This is a genomic window from Bifidobacterium sp. LH_416 (genome assembly GCF_056357055.1).
On sequence record NZ_JBKEVJ010000003.1, the window covers coordinates 254,672 to 277,635 of the forward strand.

General features: G+C 56.3%; 14 protein-coding genes and 1 pseudogene. 8 read left to right on the forward strand and 7 right to left on the reverse strand.

Annotation, left to right across the window (positions count from 1 at the left end; genetic code table 11):
• Positions 1-183 precede the first annotated feature (183 nt).
• The 3 genes from AC1AY0_RS08080 to AC1AY0_RS08090 all read right to left on the reverse strand — a co-directional run bounded on the left by AC1AY0_RS08080 (position 184) and on the right by AC1AY0_RS08090 (position 4,554).
• A complete protein-coding gene (locus AC1AY0_RS08080; protein ID WP_476524601.1) occupies positions 184-999 on the reverse strand; it encodes a hypothetical protein in 816 nt (271 codons plus the stop codon).
• Entirely contained in the window at positions 989-2,140 is a 1,152-nt protein-coding gene (locus tag AC1AY0_RS08085; RefSeq protein ID WP_476526169.1) for an NUDIX hydrolase, read from the reverse strand. Before AC1AY0_RS08085 ends, AC1AY0_RS08080 begins: the two co-directional genes overlap by 11 nt.
• A gap of 176 nt (positions 2,141-2,316) precedes the next feature.
• Positions 2,317-4,554, reverse strand: a complete 2,238-nt coding sequence (locus AC1AY0_RS08090; protein WP_476524605.1) for an RNA degradosome polyphosphate kinase — start codon at positions 4,552-4,554, stop codon at positions 2,317-2,319.
• A gap of 448 nt (positions 4,555-5,002) precedes the next feature.
• Between AC1AY0_RS08090 and AC1AY0_RS08095 the strand changes: the two genes are divergently transcribed.
• Positions 5,003-6,310 carry a metallophosphoesterase gene (locus AC1AY0_RS08095; RefSeq protein ID WP_476526171.1) on the forward strand — a complete coding sequence of 436 codons (1,308 nt, stop codon included), beginning with the start codon at positions 5,003-5,005 and terminating at the stop codon, positions 6,308-6,310.
• A 66-nt stretch (positions 6,311-6,376) separates the two neighbouring features.
• On the opposite strand, the gene AC1AY0_RS08100 is transcribed toward AC1AY0_RS08095, so the two are convergent.
• Positions 6,377-7,192 (reverse strand): IclR family transcriptional regulator, encoded by an 816-nt coding sequence (locus tag AC1AY0_RS08100; RefSeq protein ID WP_476524608.1) that lies wholly within the window; start codon positions 7,190-7,192, stop codon positions 6,377-6,379.
• Positions 7,193-7,517: 325 nt separating this feature from the next.
• Here AC1AY0_RS08100 and leuC point away from each other — a divergent pair, with 325 nt between their 5' ends.
• The 3 genes from leuC to AC1AY0_RS08115 all read left to right on the forward strand — a co-directional run bounded on the left by leuC (position 7,518) and on the right by AC1AY0_RS08115 (position 10,104).
• The gene (gene leuC, locus AC1AY0_RS08105; protein ID WP_476526172.1) at positions 7,518-8,921 is read left to right on the forward strand and encodes a 3-isopropylmalate dehydratase large subunit; all 1,404 of its coding nucleotides are present in this window, start codon (positions 7,518-7,520) and stop codon (positions 8,919-8,921) included.
• A gap of 13 nt (positions 8,922-8,934) precedes the next feature.
• On the forward strand, positions 8,935-9,627 hold the full coding sequence (gene leuD, locus AC1AY0_RS08110) for a 3-isopropylmalate dehydratase small subunit (RefSeq protein WP_476524612.1): 693 nt from the start codon (positions 8,935-8,937) through the stop codon (positions 9,625-9,627).
• Positions 9,628-9,963: 336 nt separating this feature from the next.
• Positions 9,964-10,104: a hypothetical protein gene (locus AC1AY0_RS08115; protein ID WP_476524613.1), complete on the forward strand. Its 141-nt coding sequence runs from the start codon at positions 9,964-9,966 to the stop codon at positions 10,102-10,104.
• Between the two features lie 227 nt (positions 10,105-10,331).
• Here the strand turns inward: AC1AY0_RS08115 and AC1AY0_RS08120 are convergent, their stop codons facing one another.
• Complete coding sequence (locus AC1AY0_RS08120) at positions 10,332-10,823, reverse strand: hypothetical protein (RefSeq protein ID WP_476524614.1); 492 nt, start codon at positions 10,821-10,823, stop codon at positions 10,332-10,334.
• Between the two features lie 29 nt (positions 10,824-10,852).
• Here AC1AY0_RS08120 and AC1AY0_RS08125 point away from each other — a divergent pair, with 29 nt between their 5' ends.
• From AC1AY0_RS08125 to AC1AY0_RS08135, 3 genes and pseudogenes are all read left to right on the forward strand, one after another.
• A complete protein-coding gene (locus AC1AY0_RS08125; RefSeq protein ID WP_476526174.1) occupies positions 10,853-11,848 on the forward strand; it encodes a lysostaphin resistance A-like protein in 996 nt (331 codons plus the stop codon).
• 445 nt (positions 11,849-12,293) lie between these two features.
• Positions 12,294-17,105: an immunoglobulin-like domain-containing protein gene (locus tag AC1AY0_RS08130; protein ID WP_476526175.1), complete on the forward strand. Its 4,812-nt coding sequence runs from the start codon at positions 12,294-12,296 to the stop codon at positions 17,103-17,105.
• Positions 17,106-17,428: 323 nt separating this feature from the next.
• Positions 17,429-18,403: pseudogene (locus tag AC1AY0_RS08135) on the forward strand (diguanylate cyclase); the annotation flags it as partial.
• A gap of 69 nt (positions 18,404-18,472) precedes the next feature.
• Here AC1AY0_RS08135 and AC1AY0_RS08140 read toward each other — a convergent pair.
• Entirely contained in the window at positions 18,473-19,819 is a 1,347-nt protein-coding gene (locus AC1AY0_RS08140) for an NAD(P)/FAD-dependent oxidoreductase (protein ID WP_476524619.1), read from the reverse strand.
• Positions 19,820-20,141: 322 nt separating this feature from the next.
• On the opposite strand from AC1AY0_RS08140, the gene murA reads away from it, so the two are divergent.
• Positions 20,142-21,467: a UDP-N-acetylglucosamine 1-carboxyvinyltransferase gene (gene murA / locus AC1AY0_RS08145; protein WP_476524620.1), complete on the forward strand. Its 1,326-nt coding sequence runs from the start codon at positions 20,142-20,144 to the stop codon at positions 21,465-21,467.
• Positions 21,468-21,665: 198 nt separating this feature from the next.
• On the opposite strand, the gene AC1AY0_RS08150 is transcribed toward murA, so the two are convergent.
• On the reverse strand, positions 21,666-22,907 hold the full coding sequence (locus AC1AY0_RS08150; RefSeq protein ID WP_476524622.1) for an MFS transporter: 1,242 nt from the start codon (positions 22,905-22,907) through the stop codon (positions 21,666-21,668).
• Positions 22,908-22,964: the final 57 nt, after the last annotated feature.

Below are 22,964 nucleotides of genomic sequence, written 5' to 3' on the forward strand. Positions count from 1 at the left end.
GGCTTTAGCCGCCTGAACTACCCCTCAGTCAACCTTTGGTTGACAGCTCTGCAGCAATTACAGACAGGCTTCGCCTGCGTTTTGCTGGCTCGACTGTCGTCTCGCACATTGCCTACAAACAGCTCTGCTGTTTGCTTCCGGCAATGTCCTTCAAGGGGAGCCGAAGAAAGTTGCCGGAGCGTTTTACTCTAGGCGACCGCGGCGCCAGAGGTGTGCGCCCTGTTCGAATGTGCGCGTGGTGGTCATCAGGTTAGCTCCGGTATGCATCAGCTTGGCCGCCTGGGCGCGTGCACGCTGTTCATCTGCAATATCTGAACCGCCATTCGCTGTGACCCGCTGGACGCGGCGACGCGCCTCCACACGAAGCCCAAGCGCCACCACATCAGTAAACGCGGCAGCACGCTCCAATGCCACGGCAAAATCACCAACAAACGCGCCAGACAGAATCGAATCCGCAAGCCGCACAATATCATCCTCAGTTGGTGCCTGATCGACTCCAGCAATGGCAGAAGCCGTAGTAGCCACAGGCTCGCCTAAGCGCCACAGTTGAGCAATCGAATCGCGATTATTCCGCATCCAAGTGCGCAGCATATACAGTCGCCACAACACACCCGGCAGCGAATCCGGCTCAGCGTCGCTCCACAGTTCCGCGATTTCATCCACGCCAACTGTTTCCACCAAAGTAAGCACGCGTTGCACGACTTCCGGATCCTCACTATGGCGCACACGATCAAGCAGCGCGGCCGCAGACAAGTGGCTCATTTCGCTAATGGCCTGCGGATCCATGCCTCCGGCCAAACCATCAGCAACAGCTGGGTCAAGTTGCGCGGGCCGAGACGGACGCAGCGACCCCATGCGAGCAGGGCTGAAAGCCGCGCCGGCTGCTCGCAGCGAGCCGAAACCGGGGCCTAATCCAGAACCACCATGTGCGGAAGCGTGCGCAGCGGCTGCGGCAGCGGAGGAATTCGAAGAATCGGGGTATGCGGGCCTAGTAGACAAGCGGTTGCACTTTCTGGATATCGATGATTTCCGGTCCATCCGGAGTACTGACAACGAATAATGCTACCGCCGTGCCGGTGGGCATAAATGGCGTTTTCGCGATAAGCCGCTTGCCGAGCGCGGCCGGTCGGCACATGGTACGCAAATGCTCGAACATGCCACCGATTACCGGGCGATGCATGCATATTGCCGTTGCCTGCTTGCGTTCCAGTGCAAAATCAATCTCACTCAGCATGCTTTCCCACGCTGCTTCCGGATTGATGGCGAACGCATCTTCAGTGAGCTCATCGAGCTTGACCATTTCGCTATTGGTTTCCCAGGCGAAGGTTTCCAAAGTCTGCTGGCAGCGCAGCCATGGCGAAGTAGCCAGTCGAATCGGATTGAAGCAAGCCAGTTCAGGGTTCAATGCGTATGCTGCTGCCGCACCGCGCGGAGTGATCGGACGGTTGGCATCAGTGCCTTTCCACAGTTTGCGAGCTTCTGCTTTACCGTGGCGCACAATAATCACCGGCTGCGCATTGAGCGCGCCTTCCTGAACACGGTCAGCGAAGAGCGCCAGAATGTCTTTATCTGTGGAATGCGTCAGTTTTTTGCGCGCTTCCAGAGGAGTGAGCCACAGTACTTCATCGATTTCACCTTCATCGGCGCGGTGCACCGGGCCAAACGCGTGCGTGCGGCGCAAATTATCGAGTGCGCTGATGGGGTGGGCCATCCAGAACATCACATGCTTGCCGTCCGAAGAAAGGTTCTTAGTATGCCGATGCTTGGCGCCTTCTTCGGCGATTGGATATGTGACGTCTCCCAAATATGCGCCAAGTGCCACGGGCAGGCCACTTTCTTCGCCCATTTCGCGCACGGCAGCGTGCCTATGAGATTCATTGGGATCGAGCTTGCCCTTAGGCCAGCTCCAATCGTCGTACTTAGGGCGATGCACTACGCACAGTTCGATTTGGCTGAGTACGTTGTGCGATGAATTCGACAGTGCTTGTGCTTCTGCTGCACTGTATGATTCGTTGGATTCGTCGGAATCGGATGGTTCCGGGGTGCTGAGCGTTTGAACGGCAGAGCTCTCGGCGGTCTTCCACCGGTAGATGATTCCGCCGGCGGCTTCTGTGACATGCCTCATATTATTGCTACCCATCACTGGCTATTGTAGGGCAAAACCGTTGCCGCTACGTAGTTTTTGCTTATGAAACGACGATGCCCGGTTTCTCGTACGAATGCGAGAAACCGGGCATCAGTCATCATCTGTCCTGCAGACTAGTGTACCAGTTTTTGCGTTAGCGTTCACATTGGGGTGCCGCTGAACCGGCAACCTCAGTTGTGGGAAGTGCGGCGGCGGGAGTGCTTGCGAATCAGGTACTCCTGGCTGTCCACCAGCGGGCGGCCTTCGTCGTCCTTGGTGTGCAGCACATAGGTGCCATCCGGCTGCATGTGCCAGCTGACAGTGGAGTCAGCCATCTGCAGATCCACATACTTGATCAGCTCATCGATCTGCTCCGGTGCGGTGACGCGAACCAGGGCCTCCACGCGGCGGTCGAGGTTGCGGTGCATCAAATCAGCGGAACCGATGTACACTTCCGGACCGGAAGCCGGACCTTCGCCAATCTGCGGGCCATCGGCATTGCAGAAGGCGTAAATGCGGGAGTGCTCCAGGAAGCGACCGAGGATGGAACGCACGCGGATGTTCTCCGAAAGTCCCGGAACACCAGGCTTCAGAGCGCAAATGCCGCGTTCGACGATATCGATCTTGACGCCAGCCTGCGAAGCGCGGTACAGGGCGTCAATGGTCTTCTCGTCCACGATGGAGTTGACCTTGATCTTGATCCAAGCTTCCTTACCGGCACGTGCGGCATCCTCCTCGCGGCGAATGCGCTGAATCAAACCAGTGCGCACGGTACGCGGAGCCACCAGCAGACGGTGGAAGCTGGACTTCGGAGCGTAACCAGACAGCTGGTTGAACAGGCGGGTCAAATCCTGGCCAACAACCGGGTCGCAAGTCAGCAGGCCGAGATCGGTGTACAGACGAGCGGTCTTCGGGTTGTAGTTACCGGTGCCCACGTGGCAGTAGCGGCGAAGACCATCGGCCTCCTGACGCACCACTTCGATGAGCTTGCAGTGGGTCTTCAAGCCCACGATGCCGTAGACCACGTGCACGCCAGCGCGTTCGAGCTTACGAGCCCAAGCAATGTTGGCGTCCTCGTCGAAACGAGCCTTGATCTCCACCAGGGCCAGCACCTGCTTGCCTGCGTGTGCGGCGTCAATCAGTGCGTCGATGATTGGCGAGTTGGAGCTGGTGCGGTAGAGCGTCTGCTTGATAGCCAGGACCTTAGGATCTGCCGCAGCCTGTGCCAGAAAGGCCTGCACCGACGTGGAGAAGGAGTCGTAAGGGTGGTGCAGCAGGATGTCGCGCTCGCGGATGGCGGCGAAAATGTCCTGTGCACGGGAGGACTCGACTTCAGCGATCTGGCGGTTCGTGGTCGGCACGAACGGGCGATTCTTCAAGTCCGGACGGTCCACGGCACCGAGCTCGAAGAGCACGGTCATGTCCAGCGGGCTGGGCAGACGGTAGACCTCATCCTGGCTCACGCCGAGCTGGTCGGCAAGCAGCTGGGAGAGGAACGGGCTGGTAGTGTCGGTGATTTCGAGGCGAATCGGCGGTCCGAAGCGGCGACGCAGCAGTTCCTTCTCCATAGCGTTGAGCAGGTTCTCGGCGTCATCCTCTTCCACGTCGATGTCTTCGTTACGAGTCACGCGGAAGGAGCGGGCTTCCTTAATGATCATGCCCGGGAACAGGGATTCCAGGTGAGCGGCGATGAGCTTCTCCATGGTGATGAAGCCGTAACGCTCGTCCTTGGACTCTTCGTCGGTCATGTCGTCCACCGGCACAAGGCGCGGCAGGTTGCCCGGAATCTTAACGCGGGCGAAGTGCGACTTGCCGGAAGTCGGGTTCTCCACAATCACGGCGAGGTTGATGGAACCGCCGGAAATGTAGGGGAACGGGTGAGCCGGGTCCACTGCGAGCGGAGTCAACACGGGGAAGACCTGCTGGCGGTAGTAGCGGGAGAGGCGCTCCTGCTCGGCCGGGGTGAGCTTATCCCAAGTCAGCAGAACAATGTGTTCCTTCTCCAGCTCAGGAAGAATGGTATTGATGGTGTAGTGTGCGTGCTCATCCTGCAGACGATGTGCGGTTTCGCTGATGGCGCGCAGCAGCTGGCGCGGGCTGAGGCCTGCGGCAGAGGGGACTGCGATGCCGGAATCGATACGGCGCTTCAGGCCGGCGACACGAACCATGAAGAACTCATCAAGGTTCGAAGCGAAGATCGCGGAGAAGTTAGCGCGCTCGAGTAGCGGAACATCTTCGTTCTCGGCGAGCTCCAGCACACGCTGGTTGAACTTGAGCCAGCTCAGTTCGCGGTCGAAGAAGCGGTCCTTGGGCAGCGGAGCTTCGCCTTCCTTATCGACGCGGCGGTCGTTCTTGTCAGTTTCGGCAATGTGCTCTGCGATTTGGCTTCGCAGAATTGCCTTTGAGGGTGCGTCAAATATCTGTGCCATAGCTTACATCGTAGGCTTTGGTGTGGCCGGATTTGCGGTTACGCGCCAGAGTTCAGACTCCGTTCATATTGGTGTTGAAGTTGACTGCGACACGCCGGAAAACTGCCGCAAGTGCACAGAAGCGAACATTGGACGGGTTCGAATCAAACGTAAGTATTCGTTTATTGGATTTACCTAAGTTCGATTGAACAGTTGCGAAAAAAATCGCACAACTCCGGTGTGCGGCTTGCAGTATTGGAAGCTCGTGAATAGATTATGAGGTACAAGAACAACTGAACAGAGCAGAGCCCACAAGTAGTGTATGGTCACGAGGACTGTTACGTTGGACGGGCATTGGAAAGACTTACCGTTGCAACGATGATGTTGTGCAGAGATTCTGCTCGTAAAGTTGAACTTGTAGAAAGGCCCACTCCGGTGGGCCTTTTCTTTTATGTGTACAGTGGAGAATATGACGGAAATACAACGTGCGCCTGAGGGGCTGTCTTCGAAGCCCCGTATTAAGCCAGCCGATGCAGGGGATGATCGTCCGGTTTCTATTTCCGCGCGTCTTGGACGCTTGCAATTCCATCATTCCGGCAAATTCCGCGTACTGCAGGTTGCCGATGTTCAGGATGGCCCGAAAATCGCCAAAGACACGATTTCGCTATTGGAAGCCAGTCTTGATGCCACGCGCCCTGATTTGGTGATTTTCTCCGGTAACCAGATTGCCGGTTTTGGTCCGTCGTTTGCTGGCACGTTCCGCAAACGCCGCTGGAGCGAGGAATCCATTAGCGAAAGCGCGTTGGAGAAAACGCGTGAACTGGTACGTCAGGCGACGGCCCAGTTGGTGGCGCCGCTCGAAGCCCGCAAAGTGCCGTGGACAATAACGTATGGCAATCATGATTTCCAATGCGGGTTGAGCAATGCTGAACTTGATACCATCTATCGTGAGTTTTCCGGCTGCATTAATTCGGCGGATTCGCTGTTGCCTGAGCAGGCTATATATACCTGTGAACCGGGCACGTTGGCGTTGCCGGTACGCGATGTGGAGAACAGCCGCAATATGCTGGGCTTGGTGATTCTGGACTCTGGTGATTACGCTCACGGCGGTGGCTTTGGCGTGCCTTCGGAGCGGGCGATTGATTTTCTGCGCCGGGTGCCGGAACTGATGAGTGATGCGGATATGGAGTCGGATGCAACTTCCACTTCCACGGAGAAGCATGCCGTCAAATCAATGGTGTTCCAGCACATGCCGCTGCCTGAGTATTACAACGTGCTCAAGCCAGTGCCGGCGAACACGGCTTATGCGATGCAGGGCTATCGCAATCATGCCGATACCTATTACATTCTTGACGAGGAATGCACACAGCCAGGCGGGTACTTGGGAGAAGGCATTTCCTGCCCAGATAAGTCGAATGAATTTGAGATGTTGTGCAAGAGCGGCGGGTATTTCGCTGTGGCTGCGGGGCATGATCATCGCAATGGATTTGTCGGGGAATATGAAGGGCTGACCTTGATTGCCACGCCGACTTGTGGCTTCAACACATACGGCCCGGCTCCGGCAAAGCGCGCGACGCGACTCATTGAGTTTGATATTCGTCATCCTTACGAACCGCGCACGCAGCTGCTGGAATTCGGCGAATTGGTTGGTAGCAAGCCTAGCTCCAAGCAGGCTTACACGTATGCGCTGAACCAAGCGACTCCTGGAGAGGGAGAAGGCGATGATTTGCTGCGCAAACCGACGCTGTGGAGCAAGCTGACCGGACTCTTTAAATAAAAAAATAAGGAATCGGCCGAAAGCCGATTCCTTATCGCTCACAATTGCATACAATCGCAGCTGAACTTAGCGGACTGCCTTAACCAGTGCCTCGGTGAGGTACTTGCCGGCGGCCATTACCAGCGGCGCGTAGCGGCGGCCGGGGGCGGCACCCATACGACCAGTCGGACCGGAAATGGAAATCGCAGCAATCACCTGACCGGAAGCGTTGCGAATCGGAGCGGAGATGGAGCACACGCCTTCTTCGCGTTCGTTGACGGACTCGGACCAGCCGCGCTTGCGGACGGCAGCCAGCTTGGTTGCAGTGAACTTGGCGTGGCGCAGACCTTGGTGAAGTCGCTCGGAATCCTCCCAAGCCAGCAGAATCTGGGCTGCAGAACCTGCCTCCATAGAGAGCATGGCGCCAACCGGAATGGAATCGCGCAGACCGGAGACTCGCTCCACTGCGGCGATGCACACGCGCTGATCGCCCTGACGGCGGTAAATCTGTGCAGATTCGCCAGTGCGATCGAGCAGAGTCTGCAGAATCGGGCCAGCTGCGGTCAGCAGTCGATCCTCGCCGGCTGCAGCAGCGAGCTCAGCAAAGCGGGAGCCGAGTACAAATCGGCCATGCTGATCGCGCAGTACAAAACGATGGCGCTCAAGAGCAATAGCCAAACGGTGAGCGGTCGGACGAGCCAGACCGGTAGCGGCCACGAGCTGGCCGAGCGTGGACGGGCCGGACTCGAGCGCGTCGAGAATTTTTACAGTCTTATCAAGCACGCCGACGCCGGAATGAATCTCCCCATCGGATGCGGAAGTAGGCGCTGCTACAGGGGTAGTCTCAAGCGGTTCTGGCGCGGTGGTGCCGGACTCTAAAGGTTCTTCTTGGGAATCAGTCATAATACATGCGATTATGCCATCTCACATAGTGAAATACCAAATCGAGGAAGTGTCTCACTTGGTGGTCGTGGTCCAAAACGCTATCCACTATGGTAGAAATCTGAATGAAATCAGCGTGGAACCCTCATACATGAAGCAGACTGACACAGTATATAAGGTATCTACGGACAGCGAAGAAGCTGACGGAAACGGTCGGAAATATCTATTAACTCGGTTATCTCAATATCCGGCCTGCGTGGGGCTGAGCCCAACACGACCACATAGGCTTATACCACGAACAAGGCGCGAATACAATACTTCGCGCGGAATTTTTTGGAGGAACACTATGGGAACGACACTGGCCGAGAAGGTCTGGGCCGATCATCTGGTGCGCAAGGGCGGCGACGGCGCTCCCGATCTGCTGTACATCGATTTGATGCTCATGCACGAGGTCACCAGTCCGCAGGCATTTGAGGGCCTGCGTCTTGCCGGCCGTAAGCCGCGTCATGTCGATCAGCTCATCGCCACTGAGGATCACAACACCCCGACTGTGGATATCGATCGTCCGAATCCGGACAAAACCAGCGCACTGCAGCTGAGCACGCTGGAGAAGAACTGCAAGGAATTCGGTGTGCGACTGCACCTGTTGGGCGACGCCGATCAGGGTATCGTGCATGCGTTCGCTCCGATTCTGGGCTTGACTCAGCCTGGTATGACCATCGTCTGTGGTGATTCGCATACCTCCACTCACGGTGCGTTCGGTGCGCTGGCATTCGGCATCGGTACGTCCGAGGTGGAACATGTGATGGCCACGCAGACCCTGAGCCTGAAGCCGTTCAAGACCATGGCCATCAATGTCAACGGCAAGCTGCCGTCGGACGCGACCGCCAAGGACATTATTCTGGCGATTATTGCCAAGATCGGTACCGGTGGCGGCCAAGGTTACGTGATTGAATACCGCGGCGAGGCCATCCGCAACCTCACTATGGATGAGCGCATGACCGTGTGCAACATGTCTATTGAGGCAGGCGCACGCGCTGGCATGATCGCCCCGGACGAGACCACGTTCGAGTACCTGAAGGGTCGCCCGCATGCGCCGGAAGGTGAGCTGTGGGACAAGGCCGTGGCGTACTGGAAGACGCTGAAGACCGATGATGATGCCGTATTCGACAAGGTAGTGGACATTGACGCCACCAAGCTTGGGCCCTATGTGACCTGGGGCACCAACCCTGGCCAGGGCTTGCCGATTACCGCCGATGTGCCGGACCCCGCCAAGATTGCCGATGCTACTGAGCGTTCCGCTGCTGAGCGCGCAATCAAGTACATGGGCTTGAAGCCGGGCATGCCGATTAAGGATATTGCCGTGGATACGGTGTTCATCGGTTCGTGCACGAATGGTCGTATTGACGATTTGCGCCAGGCTGCCGCGATTATGAAGGGCCATCATAAGGCTGATTCGATTCACCGCGTGCTGGTAGTACCAGCATCCTCCCGCGTGCGTCTTGAAGCGGAGAAGGAAGGTCTTGACAAGGTATTCAAGGACTTCGGTGCTGAATGGCGTAACGCTGGCTGCTCGATGTGCCTGGGCATGAACCCGGACAAGATGGTGCCGAACGAGCGCTCGATCTCCACATCGAACCGTAACTTCGAAGGCCGTCAGGGCAAGGGTTCGCGCACGCACCTGGCTTCCCCGGCCGTTGCCGCCGCTACCGCAATCCGCGGCACGATTTCCAGCCCGGCTGATCTGTAAAGGACTTTTAATTATGGAAAAACTCACTACTTTGACCGGCGTGGGCGTGCCGCTGCGCCGCTCCAATGTGGACACGGATCAGATTATTCCAGCTGTGTTCCTGAAGCGCGTGACCAAGTCCGGCTTTGATGACGCCCTGTTTTACGCATGGCGCCGCGACCCGAACTTTGTGCTGAACCAGCCGGAATACGCTGGTAAGGGTCAGATTCTGGTGGCCGGCCCTGAATTCGGCATCGGCTCATCCCGTGAGCACGCCGTGTGGGCGCTGCATGATTACGGCTTCCGCGTGGTGATTGCACCCAGCTTCGCTGATATCTTCTACGGCAACACCGCTAAGAATGGCGTTCTGGCTGCGATTATGCCGCAGGAATCCGTCGAGCTGCTGTGGAAGCTGCTCGAAGAGGAACCTGGCCGCGAAATGACTGTTTCGCTGGAAACCCGCACGGTGACTTGCGGTGACGTGACCCTCCCGTTCGAGGTGAACGATTACACCCGTTGGCGCTTGATGAACGGCTACGACGACATCGACCTGACGCTGCAGCATGAGGACGACATCGCCGCATACGAGAAGATGCGCGCCGAAAAGTTCCCGTTCAAGCCCAAGACCATCCCTGCCAAGCACTGGCCCGAAGAGCAAATCCAATCCGCTCGCGAGCCTGAAGAGGGTAATTGGGCAGGTCCGTTGGCTGATCGAGGCATCATCTAGCCGAGATCAGCCCGGAGAGAGCCCAGTGGGCTCTCGACAGGGCCTGCGCCGGGCCACGACAGTGGACCGGCCAATATTGAGCCTCGCTCGTAGAGCGAGTCCATAATTGCCGGACCGGGTCCATTGACTAGCAACCTCACATTATTGGCTCTGTTGCATCAATCAACATTGACGCAACAGAGCCAAATTATTTTTAGGGGGGGTATGGCATGTTGATGGGTGTGTACACCCGTATACCCCCTATACTTGAATGCTGTTGCACTGGAACGATGTGTGGAAGGCATAGTCGCCTTCTGCATGCATCCCAATGACGGGATCGAAAGGGGCTTGGTGTTCATGGCCATGATTGCAAGTCAAGTCGGCATCATTGCTGCTACAGGAGTAAACGTAGCCAGCATTGTTGGTGTTGTAGCAGTATTGCTGGTACTTGCAGGAATTCTTCTAGCAGTTGCAAGGCGTCAGCGTCCTAGGAAATAGTGAGCTTTCATGCTCTAATCGCAATGCTTAGTGATGGTATTCGCCAATATTTGTGGACATAGTCACGAATTGTTCAGAAATGGCGAATAGGTTGAGGCTCATGAGCATGAATGAGCAGCAGCCGCAATCGCAGCCAGTGGCACAAACGGAGCAGTCTGCACCGATACCGGCACAGCCTGAACAATATCAGCAGTATCAACAACAGCACTATTCTCCGCAGACTGTGCCTATGCCGTCTGTACCAATGGCACCGGCGCCTCAGTATCCATTCCAGACGCAGTCGTATACAGCTGCTCAGCCGGGAACTGCACCTGCGTCTGCACTATCTGCGCATCCGCAACAGCAGTCATTTGCATACACGAGCGCGCCGGCGGTGACTCAGCAGTCTGCAGCGCAGCCGCAGTATACGGCTCCTCACTATCAGACTGCGCAGCCATACGTTGCGGCTGCACCAGCCGCGCCTGCGTACCCTCAGCAACCGCGCTATGCTGCAGTATCTGGGCAAACGCAGCAGTATCCCGCAGCTGCACAGCCATATGCGGCACCATCAGTTGCCCCTCAGCCAGTGCCATCTCAACCAATTCAGCCGCAGTACGCAGCGCAATCGGTGCCTCAGCAGGCTCCTCATCCGCAGATTCCAGTACATCCAGCGGCCCAATACGCTGCGCAATCTCAGCCGTATGCTGCACACCAGCCGTACACTCCGCAATTCCAGACATATGCCGCGGTGCCGGCACAGCCTCCAGTCATGATGGTCAACCTGCGTCAAGCTTGGAACACTTGGCGCAGGCGCGTAGTGAATCGCGCGATGGGGCTTGCATTCGCTTACGAAGCCATGATGTACGCGGGCACTATCGTGATGAGTGTCATCATCGGAATCCTCGCGGTGAACGTTGCCAACAGCCCTGATGGAGGCGACGGCATTTTCAGTCTTGCCTCACTGGTGTTTGCGATGGGATTCCTGCTCATCATGCGGCATCGCGATATCTTGACCCGCGAATTCTGGTTCGGCGGCTCGCATATGGATACGTATGGTGAGCCTAATCAGATTGGTCGCGTCAGCCAATACGGTGGCGGAAGGATGCGCCCTCAATGGTTCCTTATTTTCGTTCTGTTGGGCTTGGGTGTGCAGAGTGCGGTTACTGTGGCGCAAATAGGCGTCTCAATGTTTGGCGCCGACCTGATTTCTCCAACTTCAGAAAGTCTGAATGAATCCTCCAACACGGTGACTATGTGGCTGTATATTGGCTTGTTTGGGCCGATTTGTGAGGAAGTCATGTTCCGCGGTGTGCTGATGAAGGAGCTGAAGCCGCTGGGTAAGAACTTCGCTATTGTGACCTCTGCGTTTGCTTTTGGTCTGTTCCATGACGACTTTGTGCAGGGCACATTTGCTTTCCTGTTTGGTTTGATTCTTGGATTTGTGGCGATGGAATATTCGCTGGTGTGGTCGATTGCGCTGCATATTTTCAATAACGCGATTCTGTCTGGCGTTATTGATACTTGGTTTGCTGGTCAGCTCAACGATTCGCAGTACACGGTGTATACGATTGTGCTCACGTTGATTGGCCTAGTGGGTGCGATTGTGGCACTTGTGCTGTATGGCCGTGGGCTGAAGCAGTACCGTATGCAGAACCGTAGTATTCCGGATACGTATGCTGGTTGGACTTCGCCGGTATTCATTGCGTTCGTGGTGGTCAACCTTGGATTGACAGTGCTGTTGCTGGTCGAAGCGCTGTCTGCTTGAGGGTAATTTGGATGTGCTGGTGCTGACACTGACGTTGGTAAAGCAGCAATGTGCTGGTAAAGCAGCGATGGTACTGCGGTTGACTGTCGGATTTCCAACACTGACTGTCGGTTTTTGGTCACTGACTGTAGGGTTTCTGACGTTGACTGTAGGTTTTCCGACGGAATCTGTTGGAAAACCTACAGTCGGTGTTGGAATACCTACAGTCAGTGTCAGAAATCCTGCAGTTGGTGTTGGAAATCCGACAGTCAAATGGTGGTGGCGGTGATTTGGGTGTCACATTGATGTGACATTTCCCGTAATCCCTTGTAAATTCCTGTCTTTTTGCTGGAAAAAATCCATGGGGGGGGGGTAGCGTCAACCCGTAGGAGAGTATTCAAATCATTCTCCGACTCGGATGCGGGGATGTGTGTACGCACAGTGGCGGAGAAGAGGGGAAACCGCCATGACAATAACCAAGAAAATAGTGGGTGTGCTGGCCGCTGCCGCGACTGTGCTCACCATGGGTGTGACGGCATTGACCGCCAACGCCGCTGACAGCGTTGGACCTGATGCCAACGCCACTGCAAATATTAAGCAATCGTTGCAGTACTTGCAGCAGCTCAATGATTTGCGTGCACGTACTGACCGCACGCCGTTGACTGCGCAGCAGATCGCCGATGCGCAGAATGCCGACAACAATGCCAAAATAACTGTCGATCAGGTTGCCGCCAATACGGCGGACGGCCAGGCGGTGCCGGCACTCAAAGTCAACAATGACCTGATGAAGTGGGCGCAGACTCGCGCTAACGAGCTGGCTGCTGCCGGTAATTTGGATGCGCACGCCAATATGTACAACGGCGTGCCGAGCTGGTATGTGCACTCTGAATATGATCAGAACCTGTTCCACTCGGCTCAGTATCAAAGTGGAACCATCATGTTCGGTCCTGAAAACCAGGCGTTGGGTTACCCGGATCGCAGCGATGCTCATAATCCGGTGACATTGTGGTACAGCGAATTAAGCGCTCAGCCGGGTAGTGACCGTCAAGGCTATGGACATTACCTGACCGAGGTGAGCCCACTCGCTGATATTGCCGGTTTCGGTGTAGCCAAAGTGCAAAGTGGTGAATATGCGGGTGCCACCATTGCTGTGCTCGAGATTGGTAACAGCTATCAGGGTGAATCCGTAACTGGAAAGAACCAAACCGTTGACGAGGCACTGGCAGCGCTGGGTGGCGATCAAGAACCGACTCAGCCGAGCGGCGTGGCTATCAACGAGACCAACTTCCCGGATGCCAATGTGCGCGCGGCGTTGAGCTCGTATAATTGTGATCCCAATCAAGATGGTGTTTTGAGCGAAGATGAGCTGAACAATATCACGTATCTGTATCTCAATTCAGTCTTTTCCCTTAAGGGCCTTGAGCTTTTGCCTAAGCTCAGCGGGTTAGCTCTGTATGACGGATCTTTTGACTCGTTTGATTTTTCGTTATTCCCAGCCTTGACAGATCTGACTCTCAGCAACACTGCTGTTACGGCATTGTCCGTGCCAGCGTCGATTCAGCGACTGGGCTTGTATGGTAATACTCAACTTACTGATCTGAATCTTTCTCAGGCTTCTGGCCTTACCAGCTTGAGCATAAACGGATGGAATGGAGTGGCGCTCCCCAACATTCCCAACCCGCAGAAGCTGGAGGACTTGTCTCTGCGCGACGCAACGAACCTGCAGTCTGCTGATTTGTCGGGGTACACGGCGCTGACATCGCTGGCACTGTCTGGTGATACCAGTTTGAAGTCCCTGAAGATCAGTGATCAGGCGAATTTGGTTCGTTTGCTGTTGTACGGAGTTCCTGCCGACGTGAACCAACTCAATCTTGGCAAGTACACCAAGTTGAATACCTTGGATTTGGGCGGCACCAATGTGAATGAGTCCACTGTGGCTGCTCTGAAGGATGTCAAGCTCGGCCAGCTCGGACTTGGTGGAACCAAAATTACGAGCCTAAGCAGGTTTGCGGGAACCGCGTACACGGTGATTCTCGGCGGCAACGGCATCACAGATGATCAAGCCAACAGCATCGTTGCTGGCCTGTCAGGCAGCAACGTCTCCGGCGTTGATCTTTCGGATAACGATATTCGCAATATCACCATTCCAGATAACGCCAAGTTTGATAATCTCAGCTTGGCTGGTAACAAGCTGACATCGCTCAATATTCCAAGTTCGGTGTCACCGCGTAGCACGGAGAGTTACATTTCCAGCTACGTGACTGTGTCAGGCAACCCGTTGCTGGCGGTGAACGCCAACGGCAATAATACGGGTCTGAATGTGAGCGCTTACCCGGGCTACCAGCCTTCTACTCAGCATCCGATTGTGGAAGGCATGGGCGGTGTCGAGGAGACTCCGCAGGCCATTGAAGCCGAGCCTTACACCGGTACCTATGACGAGGCGACCGGCAGCTTCGACCTGGAGAGCGTGGTTCCGTGGATTGACGCTTCCAAGATCAGCAACGTGGTGGGCGCCACGCTTGATGGCACTAAGCTCACCGGTCTGACCGGCGAGGCGACAGTCACGTATTACTACGACATGAACCTCAAGCCGAAGAACAGCAGCACGAGCGTTATCGACCATCTCAAGGCCACGCTGAAGCTGAGCCCGAAGTCTGCCCCGAAGGACACTGTGCCTCCGGTCATCTCCGGCGCGAAGAAGAACGTCACTCTGACCGTGGGCGATGCCTTTGATCCGAAGGCTGGCGTAACCGCCAAGGATGACGTGGATGGTGACCTTACCTCCGGCATCGCAGTTGACCTCGGCGGTCTGGTGCTGAGCAACGGCAAGGTTTCCAACAGTGGCACCTTCACTGTGACCTACACGGTTTCGGACAAGGCCGGCAATACGGCTACCGCCACTACTGAGGTTACGGTTAAGACCAATACCAAGTCCTTGAAGGCTGCCATTGAGGCAGCTTCCAAGCTCGACCAGTACCAGTACACCACTGATACGTGGGCTGCTTTCGCTGCTGCACTGAAGGATGCTCAGGATACGCTGGCCAATGCCAGCGCCACGCAGTCTGACTTGGATGCTGCACAGGCCAAGCTGGCTCAGGCTCAGGGTGCGTTGGTCAAGGACACCACTGCTCCGGTTATCTCCGGTGCTGATGACATCACTGTTGACTTTGACGCGGTCTTCGATCCGAAGGCTGGCGTGACCGCTGCTGATGATGTTTCCGGCGATCTGACGGATTCCATCGTGATTTCCGGTTCGGTGAATACTGCTGTGGCTGGTGAGTACACGCTGACTTACACCGTCTCTGATAAGGCCGGTAATAAGGCTGAAGCCAAGCGTGTGGTCACCGTTGGCGAACAGCCTGACACCACCAAGCCAGTGTTCTCCGGTGTGGAAGATGCCTCCGTCAAGGTTGGCGGTACTTTCGATCCGAAGGCCGGTGTGACTGCCACGGATGATGTGGATGGTGACGTGACTGCTAACATCCAGATCTCCGGCACTGTGGATACCAACACGGTTGGCGAATACACGCTGACCTATACCGTGTCAGACAAGGCTGGCAACACCGCTACGGCAACTCGTAAGGTCTCCGTGACCGCTGCTGATACCGCTGCCTTGCAAAAGGCCGTGAATGCAGCTGCTGATCTTCAGGAGGACGATTACGCTGCCGATGGCTGGGCCGAATTCGCTGCCGCTCGCAAGAACGCGCAGGCCGTGCTAGCTAACAAGAACGCTACGCAGTCCGAAGTTGACAAGGCCACCGAGCGTCTGACCGCCGCACAGAAGGCGTTGAAGAAGCTCGACAAGACCAAGCCGGTGATCAAGGGTGCTGACGATGTGACCATCGCAGTGGGCACTGCGTTCGATCCGAAGGATGGCGTGACTGCCACGGATGATGTAGATGGCGATTTGACCGCTGCCATCCAGATCTCCGGCACTGTGGACACTACGAAGGATGGCGTGTACACGCTGACCTACACCGTGTCCGACAAGGCAGGCAACAAGGCAACCGTAACCCGTAAGGTTACTGTCAAGCCAAGTGCTGACGCTTTGAAGCAGGCCGTGGAAGAGGCTGGCAAGCTCAACGAGAACGACTACACCCCGGATTCGTGGAAGGCATTCGCTGACGCACTTGCTCAGGCTGAGGCTGTATTGAAGAAGTCTGATGCTACTCAGGCCGACATCAATGACGCTCTTGATGCCCTCAACAAGGCTCAGGATGCGCTGGTCAAGGACACGACTGCTCCGGTTATCTCCGGTGCTGATGACGCCGAAGTTGCTTTCGGTGCAGCATTCGATCCGAAGGCCGGTGTAACTGCCAAGGATGATGTTTCCGGTGATGTGACTGCTGCCATCGTGGTCACAGGTTCGGTGGATGTGAACAAGGCTGGCGAATACACGCTGACCTACACCGTGTCCGATAAGGCTGGCAATACCGCCACTGTGGAGCGCACGGTTACCGTTAAGGATGCCGACCGTACTGCACTGGATGCTGCAATCACTGCAGCTCAGGGACTTGACCAGTACCAGTACACTACTGATTCTTGGACTGCACTGATCAAGGCTCTGGACGAAGCCATCAAGGTGAACGGCAATGCGCGGGCCACTCAGGCTGCCATTGACGCCGCTGCCAAGAAGCTCACCGATGCTCAGGCTGCGCTCGCTAAGGACGAGACCAAGCCACTGTTCTCCGGTATTGAAGATGTCACGCTGAACTATGGCGACACCTTCGACGCCAAGGCAGGAGTGCTTGCTTGGGATGCAGTCTCTGGTGATTTGACTGCTGCGGTGGAAATCTCCGGCACTGTGGACACCAAGACGGCTGGCACCTACGAGCTGACTTACACGGTTACGGATAAGGCTGGCAACATTGCCAGCGTTGTGCGCAAGGTGACTGTCAAGTCCGCAAAGGATGGCTTGCAGCAGGCGGTTGACCAGGCCAACAAGCTGAACGAGAACGACTACACGGCAGACTCCTGGAAGCAGTTCGAGCAGGCTCGTGACAACGCCAGCAAGGTGCTGAACGATCCGAACTCCACAGAGCCTGAACGTTATGCCGCTCAGCAGCAGCTGGAGAATGCAATAGCCAAGCTGCAGAAGAAGGTGCCTTCCACCAGCACTGATCAGAACAAGAGCGATCAGAAGACTGATTCCACGAAGAATCAATCCAAGAACCCTCTGACTGATACCGGTGCATCCGTGGTGTATATCCTGCTGGCTGTAGCAGTACTGATTGCTGGTGCTGTGGTAATGCTGGTTGCACGCCGTAATCGCGCGTAATCAGCTGCTCATCGGCGAGGGATAGTTGCGACTGCTGTGCTGAGTAATTTCCCGAGCTGATTGATGCATAGTGTGAAGCCCGTTCCTGTGTTATGCAGGAGCGGGCTTCACTATATATATGCCTGCAGTGTCAGGTTCGCGGTATGGCTTATCGTTGAATTATGAGTGATTTTGAGCCGTTTTATGATGTAAACCGCACCTATGAAGACAACTATGCTCAAGGACCATTCGGGGCGTTTGCTGAGGTGCTTTCCTCGGAGGGAACCCCCTCAGTCGGCATAGCCGACAGCTCCCCCTATGAGGGGGAGCCAGGGAAGAGGAGCGAGTCGTTCTTGGGGCAGCCGGTAAATCTGGCGTTTGGTATTCCGGCAGGTCCGTTGCTCAATAGCCGCTACACCACGGCGGCTTTCCGCATGGGATTTGATTTGGCTACCTATAAAACCGTGCGTTCGCGTGCCTGGGGATGCAATCCGTTCCCGAACGTACTGGCAGTGCACCCCCGTTCTGCAGATGGCTCATTGACCCCGGGCAGTGCCGAATTGGACGAGGGTGTTCTGGCGGACACCAATTATGAGCTGCCAATCTCCATCTCCAACAGCTTCGGTGTGCCTTCTCAAGAGCCGGATGTCTGGCAGCCGGATATGTGCGATGCCATTGCCGCTGCCGGACCGGGTCAAGTGCTGGCACCAAGCTTCCAAGGCTCACGTGTGGACGGCATGAGCGAGGAAGATTACATTGCCGATCATGCCACCACGGCTCGTTTGGTAAAGGAAACCGGTGCGAAGCTCATGGTTATGAACACCAGTTGCCCGAATGAGGGGCATAACCGCTTGCTATGCCATAATCCGCTGCTGGTGGGCCGTATTACTGAAGCAGTGAAAAACGAGATTGGTGACACACCGCTCATGATTAAGCTGGCATTCATTCCCAGCGATGATGATTTGGAATTGATGGTGCGTTCCACCGTGGGGCGCGGTACTGTTCAAGGCTTCAGCACTATTAACACGATTTCCGCGCGTCTGGTAGATGCTGACGGAAACCAGGCGTTGCCGGGCGCGGGGCGTGACCGCTCTGGCGTGTGCGGCAGTGCGATTCGTGGCGCAGGCCTTGAAATGGTGCGTCGACTGGCCGCATTGCGTGAGCGTCTGGGCCTAGACTTTGCCATTAACGGTGTAGGCGGCGTGGTTTCGCCCGAAGATTACCAGGCATACAAGGCTGCGGGCGCGGATTCCGTGATGTCTGCCACCGGAGCCATGTGGGATGCCGAGCTGGCACGCAAGATCAAGGCAAACTTGTAATCGCGAATGCGTGATAGATGACTTGTGCCCGGTTGAAGCACGACTTCAACCGGGCACATCAGCAGATGTTTACGCTTCTGCAGCAGCCTTCATGGCAACAGCGCCGACATAGTAAACGGGCTTGTCGAAGTTCGGCTGGAACAGGAAGTCCACGTTGGCAAGCTGATCAATGGTGAAACCAGCCTGAATAGCCATGGAAATCACGTTTGCGGCACCGGAAATATCTGCCTTGGAGCAGAACTGGCCACCCTTAACCTTGCGGGTCTCAGGATCCCAGGTAAGGATGGAAGTGACCGGAGTAGTGGTGAGCATGAAGTCCGGGCGATAATCCTCAGTGAGTTCAGTCTCATGCACAGTCAGGCCGCGGCGCTCAGCACCGGCTTGAGTCAAGCCGGAAGCCGCAAGAGACAGGTCGTACAGCTGCACTGCGGAAGTGGCCTGCGTGCCCATGTACTTTGCGGTCGGTTTCTCAATATTGCGGCCCACAAGTAGACCTTGGCGCACGGCGTTGGTGGCCAGCGGAATGTAGTCATGCTTGCCGGTGGGGTTGTAGAACACGGTGGCAGAGTCGCCAGCTGCGTACACATCTGGTACAGAGGCCTGCATGTAATCATCCACGATGATGGCGCCGTTCGGCAACATATCCACCTTGCCCTTGAGCAAATCGGTGTTCGGCAGGAAGCCCACAGCCAGAATCGCCATCTCAGCCGTGTACTCACCCTTTTCAGTGACCACGGTAACGGTGTTATCCGGGTTATCGCGGAACTCCACCACTTTCTGACCGAGTGCCAGCGTCACACCATGCTCTTCGAATGCGGCGGCGACCTGGTCGGTGATGGACTTATCAAAGTTATTGGCCAGCGGGCGGTCAAGACCATCGACCAGCGTGGTCTGAACGCCAGTCAAGCTGAACTGTTCGGCAATTTCCGCGCCAATATAGCCGGAGCCAATCACCACAGCGGACTTGGCGATTTTCGCCTTTTCTTTGATGGCGATAGCGTGATCCCAGTTCTTGCACAGCAGTACATGCGGGCTGTCAATACCGGGAATCGGCGGGATTACTGGACGGGAGCCGGTGGTGACGACGAGCTTATCGAAGGAGAGTGTCTCCTCGGGAGCGTCGGTGTTCTCCAACGAACGATAGGTGAGGGTTTTACCAACCGGATCCACAGAGGTCACATCAGTGCGCATATGCATGGTTGCGCCGGCCTGGGCTAAAGCTTCCGGAGAGGAATAGAACATCTTCTTTGGATCGGAGACATGATCACCCACCCACAATGCGATACCGCAGGAGAGGAAAGATAGTGTGCCATTGCGTTCGAAAACGTGAACAGTCCAATCAGGATGTTCGGCAAGAATTGAAGTGGCGGCGAATGTGCCGGCGTGCGTACAGCCGATAACGGCGACGGTGGTCATAAATGCTCCTTTGCTTGTGGCCGAGGCGTCAATTGCCCTGCCTCGAATCGTAGCGTAGAGGGGTGGAGAACCTCGCGTCTGGGAATGTGAGGTAGGTTACATTTGCGGTATGGATTGAACTCGGGTGACTTTGCTGATGAGATTTGGTGATGATGTTCACGAAAGCTCTGCAAAGTTCGGCTTCAGGCGCATTTCACCGAGTGCGCACATGGGTTATGGCAAACTAGACGATAGCGTTGATGAACCGCAAGGTTTCATGCAAAGTGGCGTTGTGCCTTCATTGCATAGGAACCTATCGCATGACCGTATATAGGAGAGTGGCGTGGCTGAGAATACGAATGATGTGCTGCATGTTGAGGGTGGTAAGCCGCTGAACGGTACCATCAAGGTGCGTGGCGCGAAGAACTTCGTGAGCAAGGCCATGGTGGCCGCGTTGCTTGCGCCGGGCAAGTCCGTGTTGAAGAACGTGCCGGAAATTCGTGACGTGCATGTGGTGTCCGATCTGCTGCGTCTGCATGGCGTGGACGTGGATGTGGACGGTGCGAACGGCATTGTGACAATTGATGCTTCCCACGTGCAGCTGGCGGATGTAGCTGATGTGGACACGCTGTCTGGCTCCTCGCGTATCCCGATTCTGTTCTCGGGTCCGCTGGTGCACCGCTTGGGCGAGGCGTTCATTCCGGCTTTGGGCGGTTGTGCGATTGGTGGCCGTCCGATCGACTTCCATTTGGAGACGTTGCGCAAGCTGGGTGCCACGGTGGACAAGGAGCATAAGGACGGTATCCATATCACCGCACCAGACGGCCTGCATGGTGCGAAGATTCACCTGCCATACCCGTCCGTAGGCGCTACTGAGCAGACGCTGTTGGCCGCCGTGCTGGCCGAGGGTAAGACCGAGCTGTCTGGCGCTGCAATCGAGCCGGAGATTATGGACTTGGTGGCCGTGCTACAGAAGATGGGCGCGATTATTTCCGTGGACGTGGACCGCACGTTCCGTATCGAGGGCGTCAAGGAGTTGAAGGGCTTCACGCATACCTCCCTGACGGACCGCATCGAGGCCGCGTCCTGGGCGTCGGCTGCACTGGCCACGCATGGCGACATCTTCGTCAAGGGTGCGACCCAGCCGGAGATGATGACGTTCCTGAACGTGTTCCGCAAGGTCGGCGGCGAGTTCGACGTGACCGACAAGGGCATCCGCTTCTGGCATCCGGGCGGCGATCTGAAGCCGGTGGCCATTGAGACGGACGTGCATCCCGGTTTCATGACCGACTGGCAGCAGCCGCTTGTGGTGGCCCTGACTCAGGCGAACGGCCTGTCGATTGTGCACGAAACCGTGTACGAGAACCGTTTCGGGTTCACGAAGCCGCTGGTGCAGATGGGCGCAACGATTCAGTTGTACCGTGAGTGCCTCGGTTCCCTGCCGTGCCGCTTCCAGCAGCGCAACTACAAGCATTCCGCAGTGATCTTCGGACCGACCCCGTTGACCGGCCGTGACATCGACGTGCCGGATCTGCGCGGTGGTTTCAGCCATCTGATCGCTGCCCTGGCGGCCAAGGGTCCGTCCAACGTGCAGGGCATCAGCCTGATCGACCGCGGCTATGCCGACTTCCGCGGCAAGCTCGAAGCGCTCGGTGCAGACTTCGACTAAAGCGTAACAGTGGCTCCCTCTGATGAGGGAGCTGGCTCGCGTAAGCGAGACTGAGGGAGAGAAGTAGAGGCGATATCATCGCCGGGAAAATTGAATCGGCCATAGGCCGATGCCTTTTTCTGACGGCTGTCGCCGTGCTTCTCTCCCTCAGTCAGCTTCGCTGCCAGCTCCCTCGTCAGAGGGAGCCACAATATTGCGCTACTGCTCAAATCGTTGGGTAAGGCGCATGGAGACCACGGCTCCTAATCCCAGCAAACTCGCCGAAATAAGCAGTACGGCGGCGACGGATAGGTGGTCGAATGCCCAGCCGTATGCCATTTGGCCGAGCGGTTGCGCGCACATGCTGATGGCCGCAGTCATTGACATCACCTTGCCAGTCATCGCGTCCGGCGTATTGAGCTGAATCGTGGGAATCGCAATCAAGTTCGAGAAACAGCTGGCAATCATCGTGATGAACGTGAATCCGGTCAGCACGAATAACTTCACCCAGGCAGACACCGGCATCAGAAATATCAAACCTTGCGGTAGCAGCGACAGCGCGAACGCAACCATCGTCATCGGGAACTTGCGCATGGTGAGTTTTGCGGCAAAGAAGCCGGCCACAAACGCTCCAATCACCCCGGAAACACCAACCAAACCATCGGCAATGCCGTACACAGTGGCGTCAAAGCCCAGCACTGTGCGAATAATATACGGGAAACCGACCGCAGAATTACCAATAATCACAAAGTTCAGCGCGGCAGCAAACAGCAGTAATGCGAACACATTCGGCCGATCTTTGACCAAGAATCGAATACCAGCCTTCAAATCCTCAATAGGCGTGGGCAGCTCGTCATCACCACGGTCGGGAGCAGCAAGCTGAATAAAACATTCAATAATGGCGGCAAAGGCGAAACTGGCGATAGTAATCGCCATCATCGGGCGAATACCAACCATCGAGTACAGGACACCGCCGAGAAAACTCGGCAGCAGCGAGCCGAGTTGCTGCACCTGATTGACTACAGCCATCGCCTGCCTGAGCGTGCTCTGGCCGTAATCGCGAAACATTTGGGGGAGAGCGGCTTGCACGGTCGGGGTTTCGAATGCGCCGAGCACGGCAAGAGCCACCTGCATAGTGGCGATGGCCGTGATGTTGAAACCTATCGCAGCGAAAATCAGTGCACTTGCCAACACCAGTACGCCGGAGCAGGCGTCAAGCGCCACCATAATGGTACGGCGGTTCATGCGATCGGCCAATACGCCGCCGAACGGGGAGAGCACAATCATTGGCACGATGGAGACGGCCAGAATCGAGGCGAAAATCGTGGCCGAGCCGGTTTCGTCCAGCACCCACATGGCCATGGCGAATCTGAGCATCAGATTGCCGAACAATGAAATGCCTTGGCCGGCGACGAGCAGCGCGAAGTTACGGCTGCGGAGTGGAGAGCGGTTGCAGTTCATGGCAATTCCTTAGTGATTCCAACGATTCGAGCGAACGAATTGATTCGAAAGCTGTGG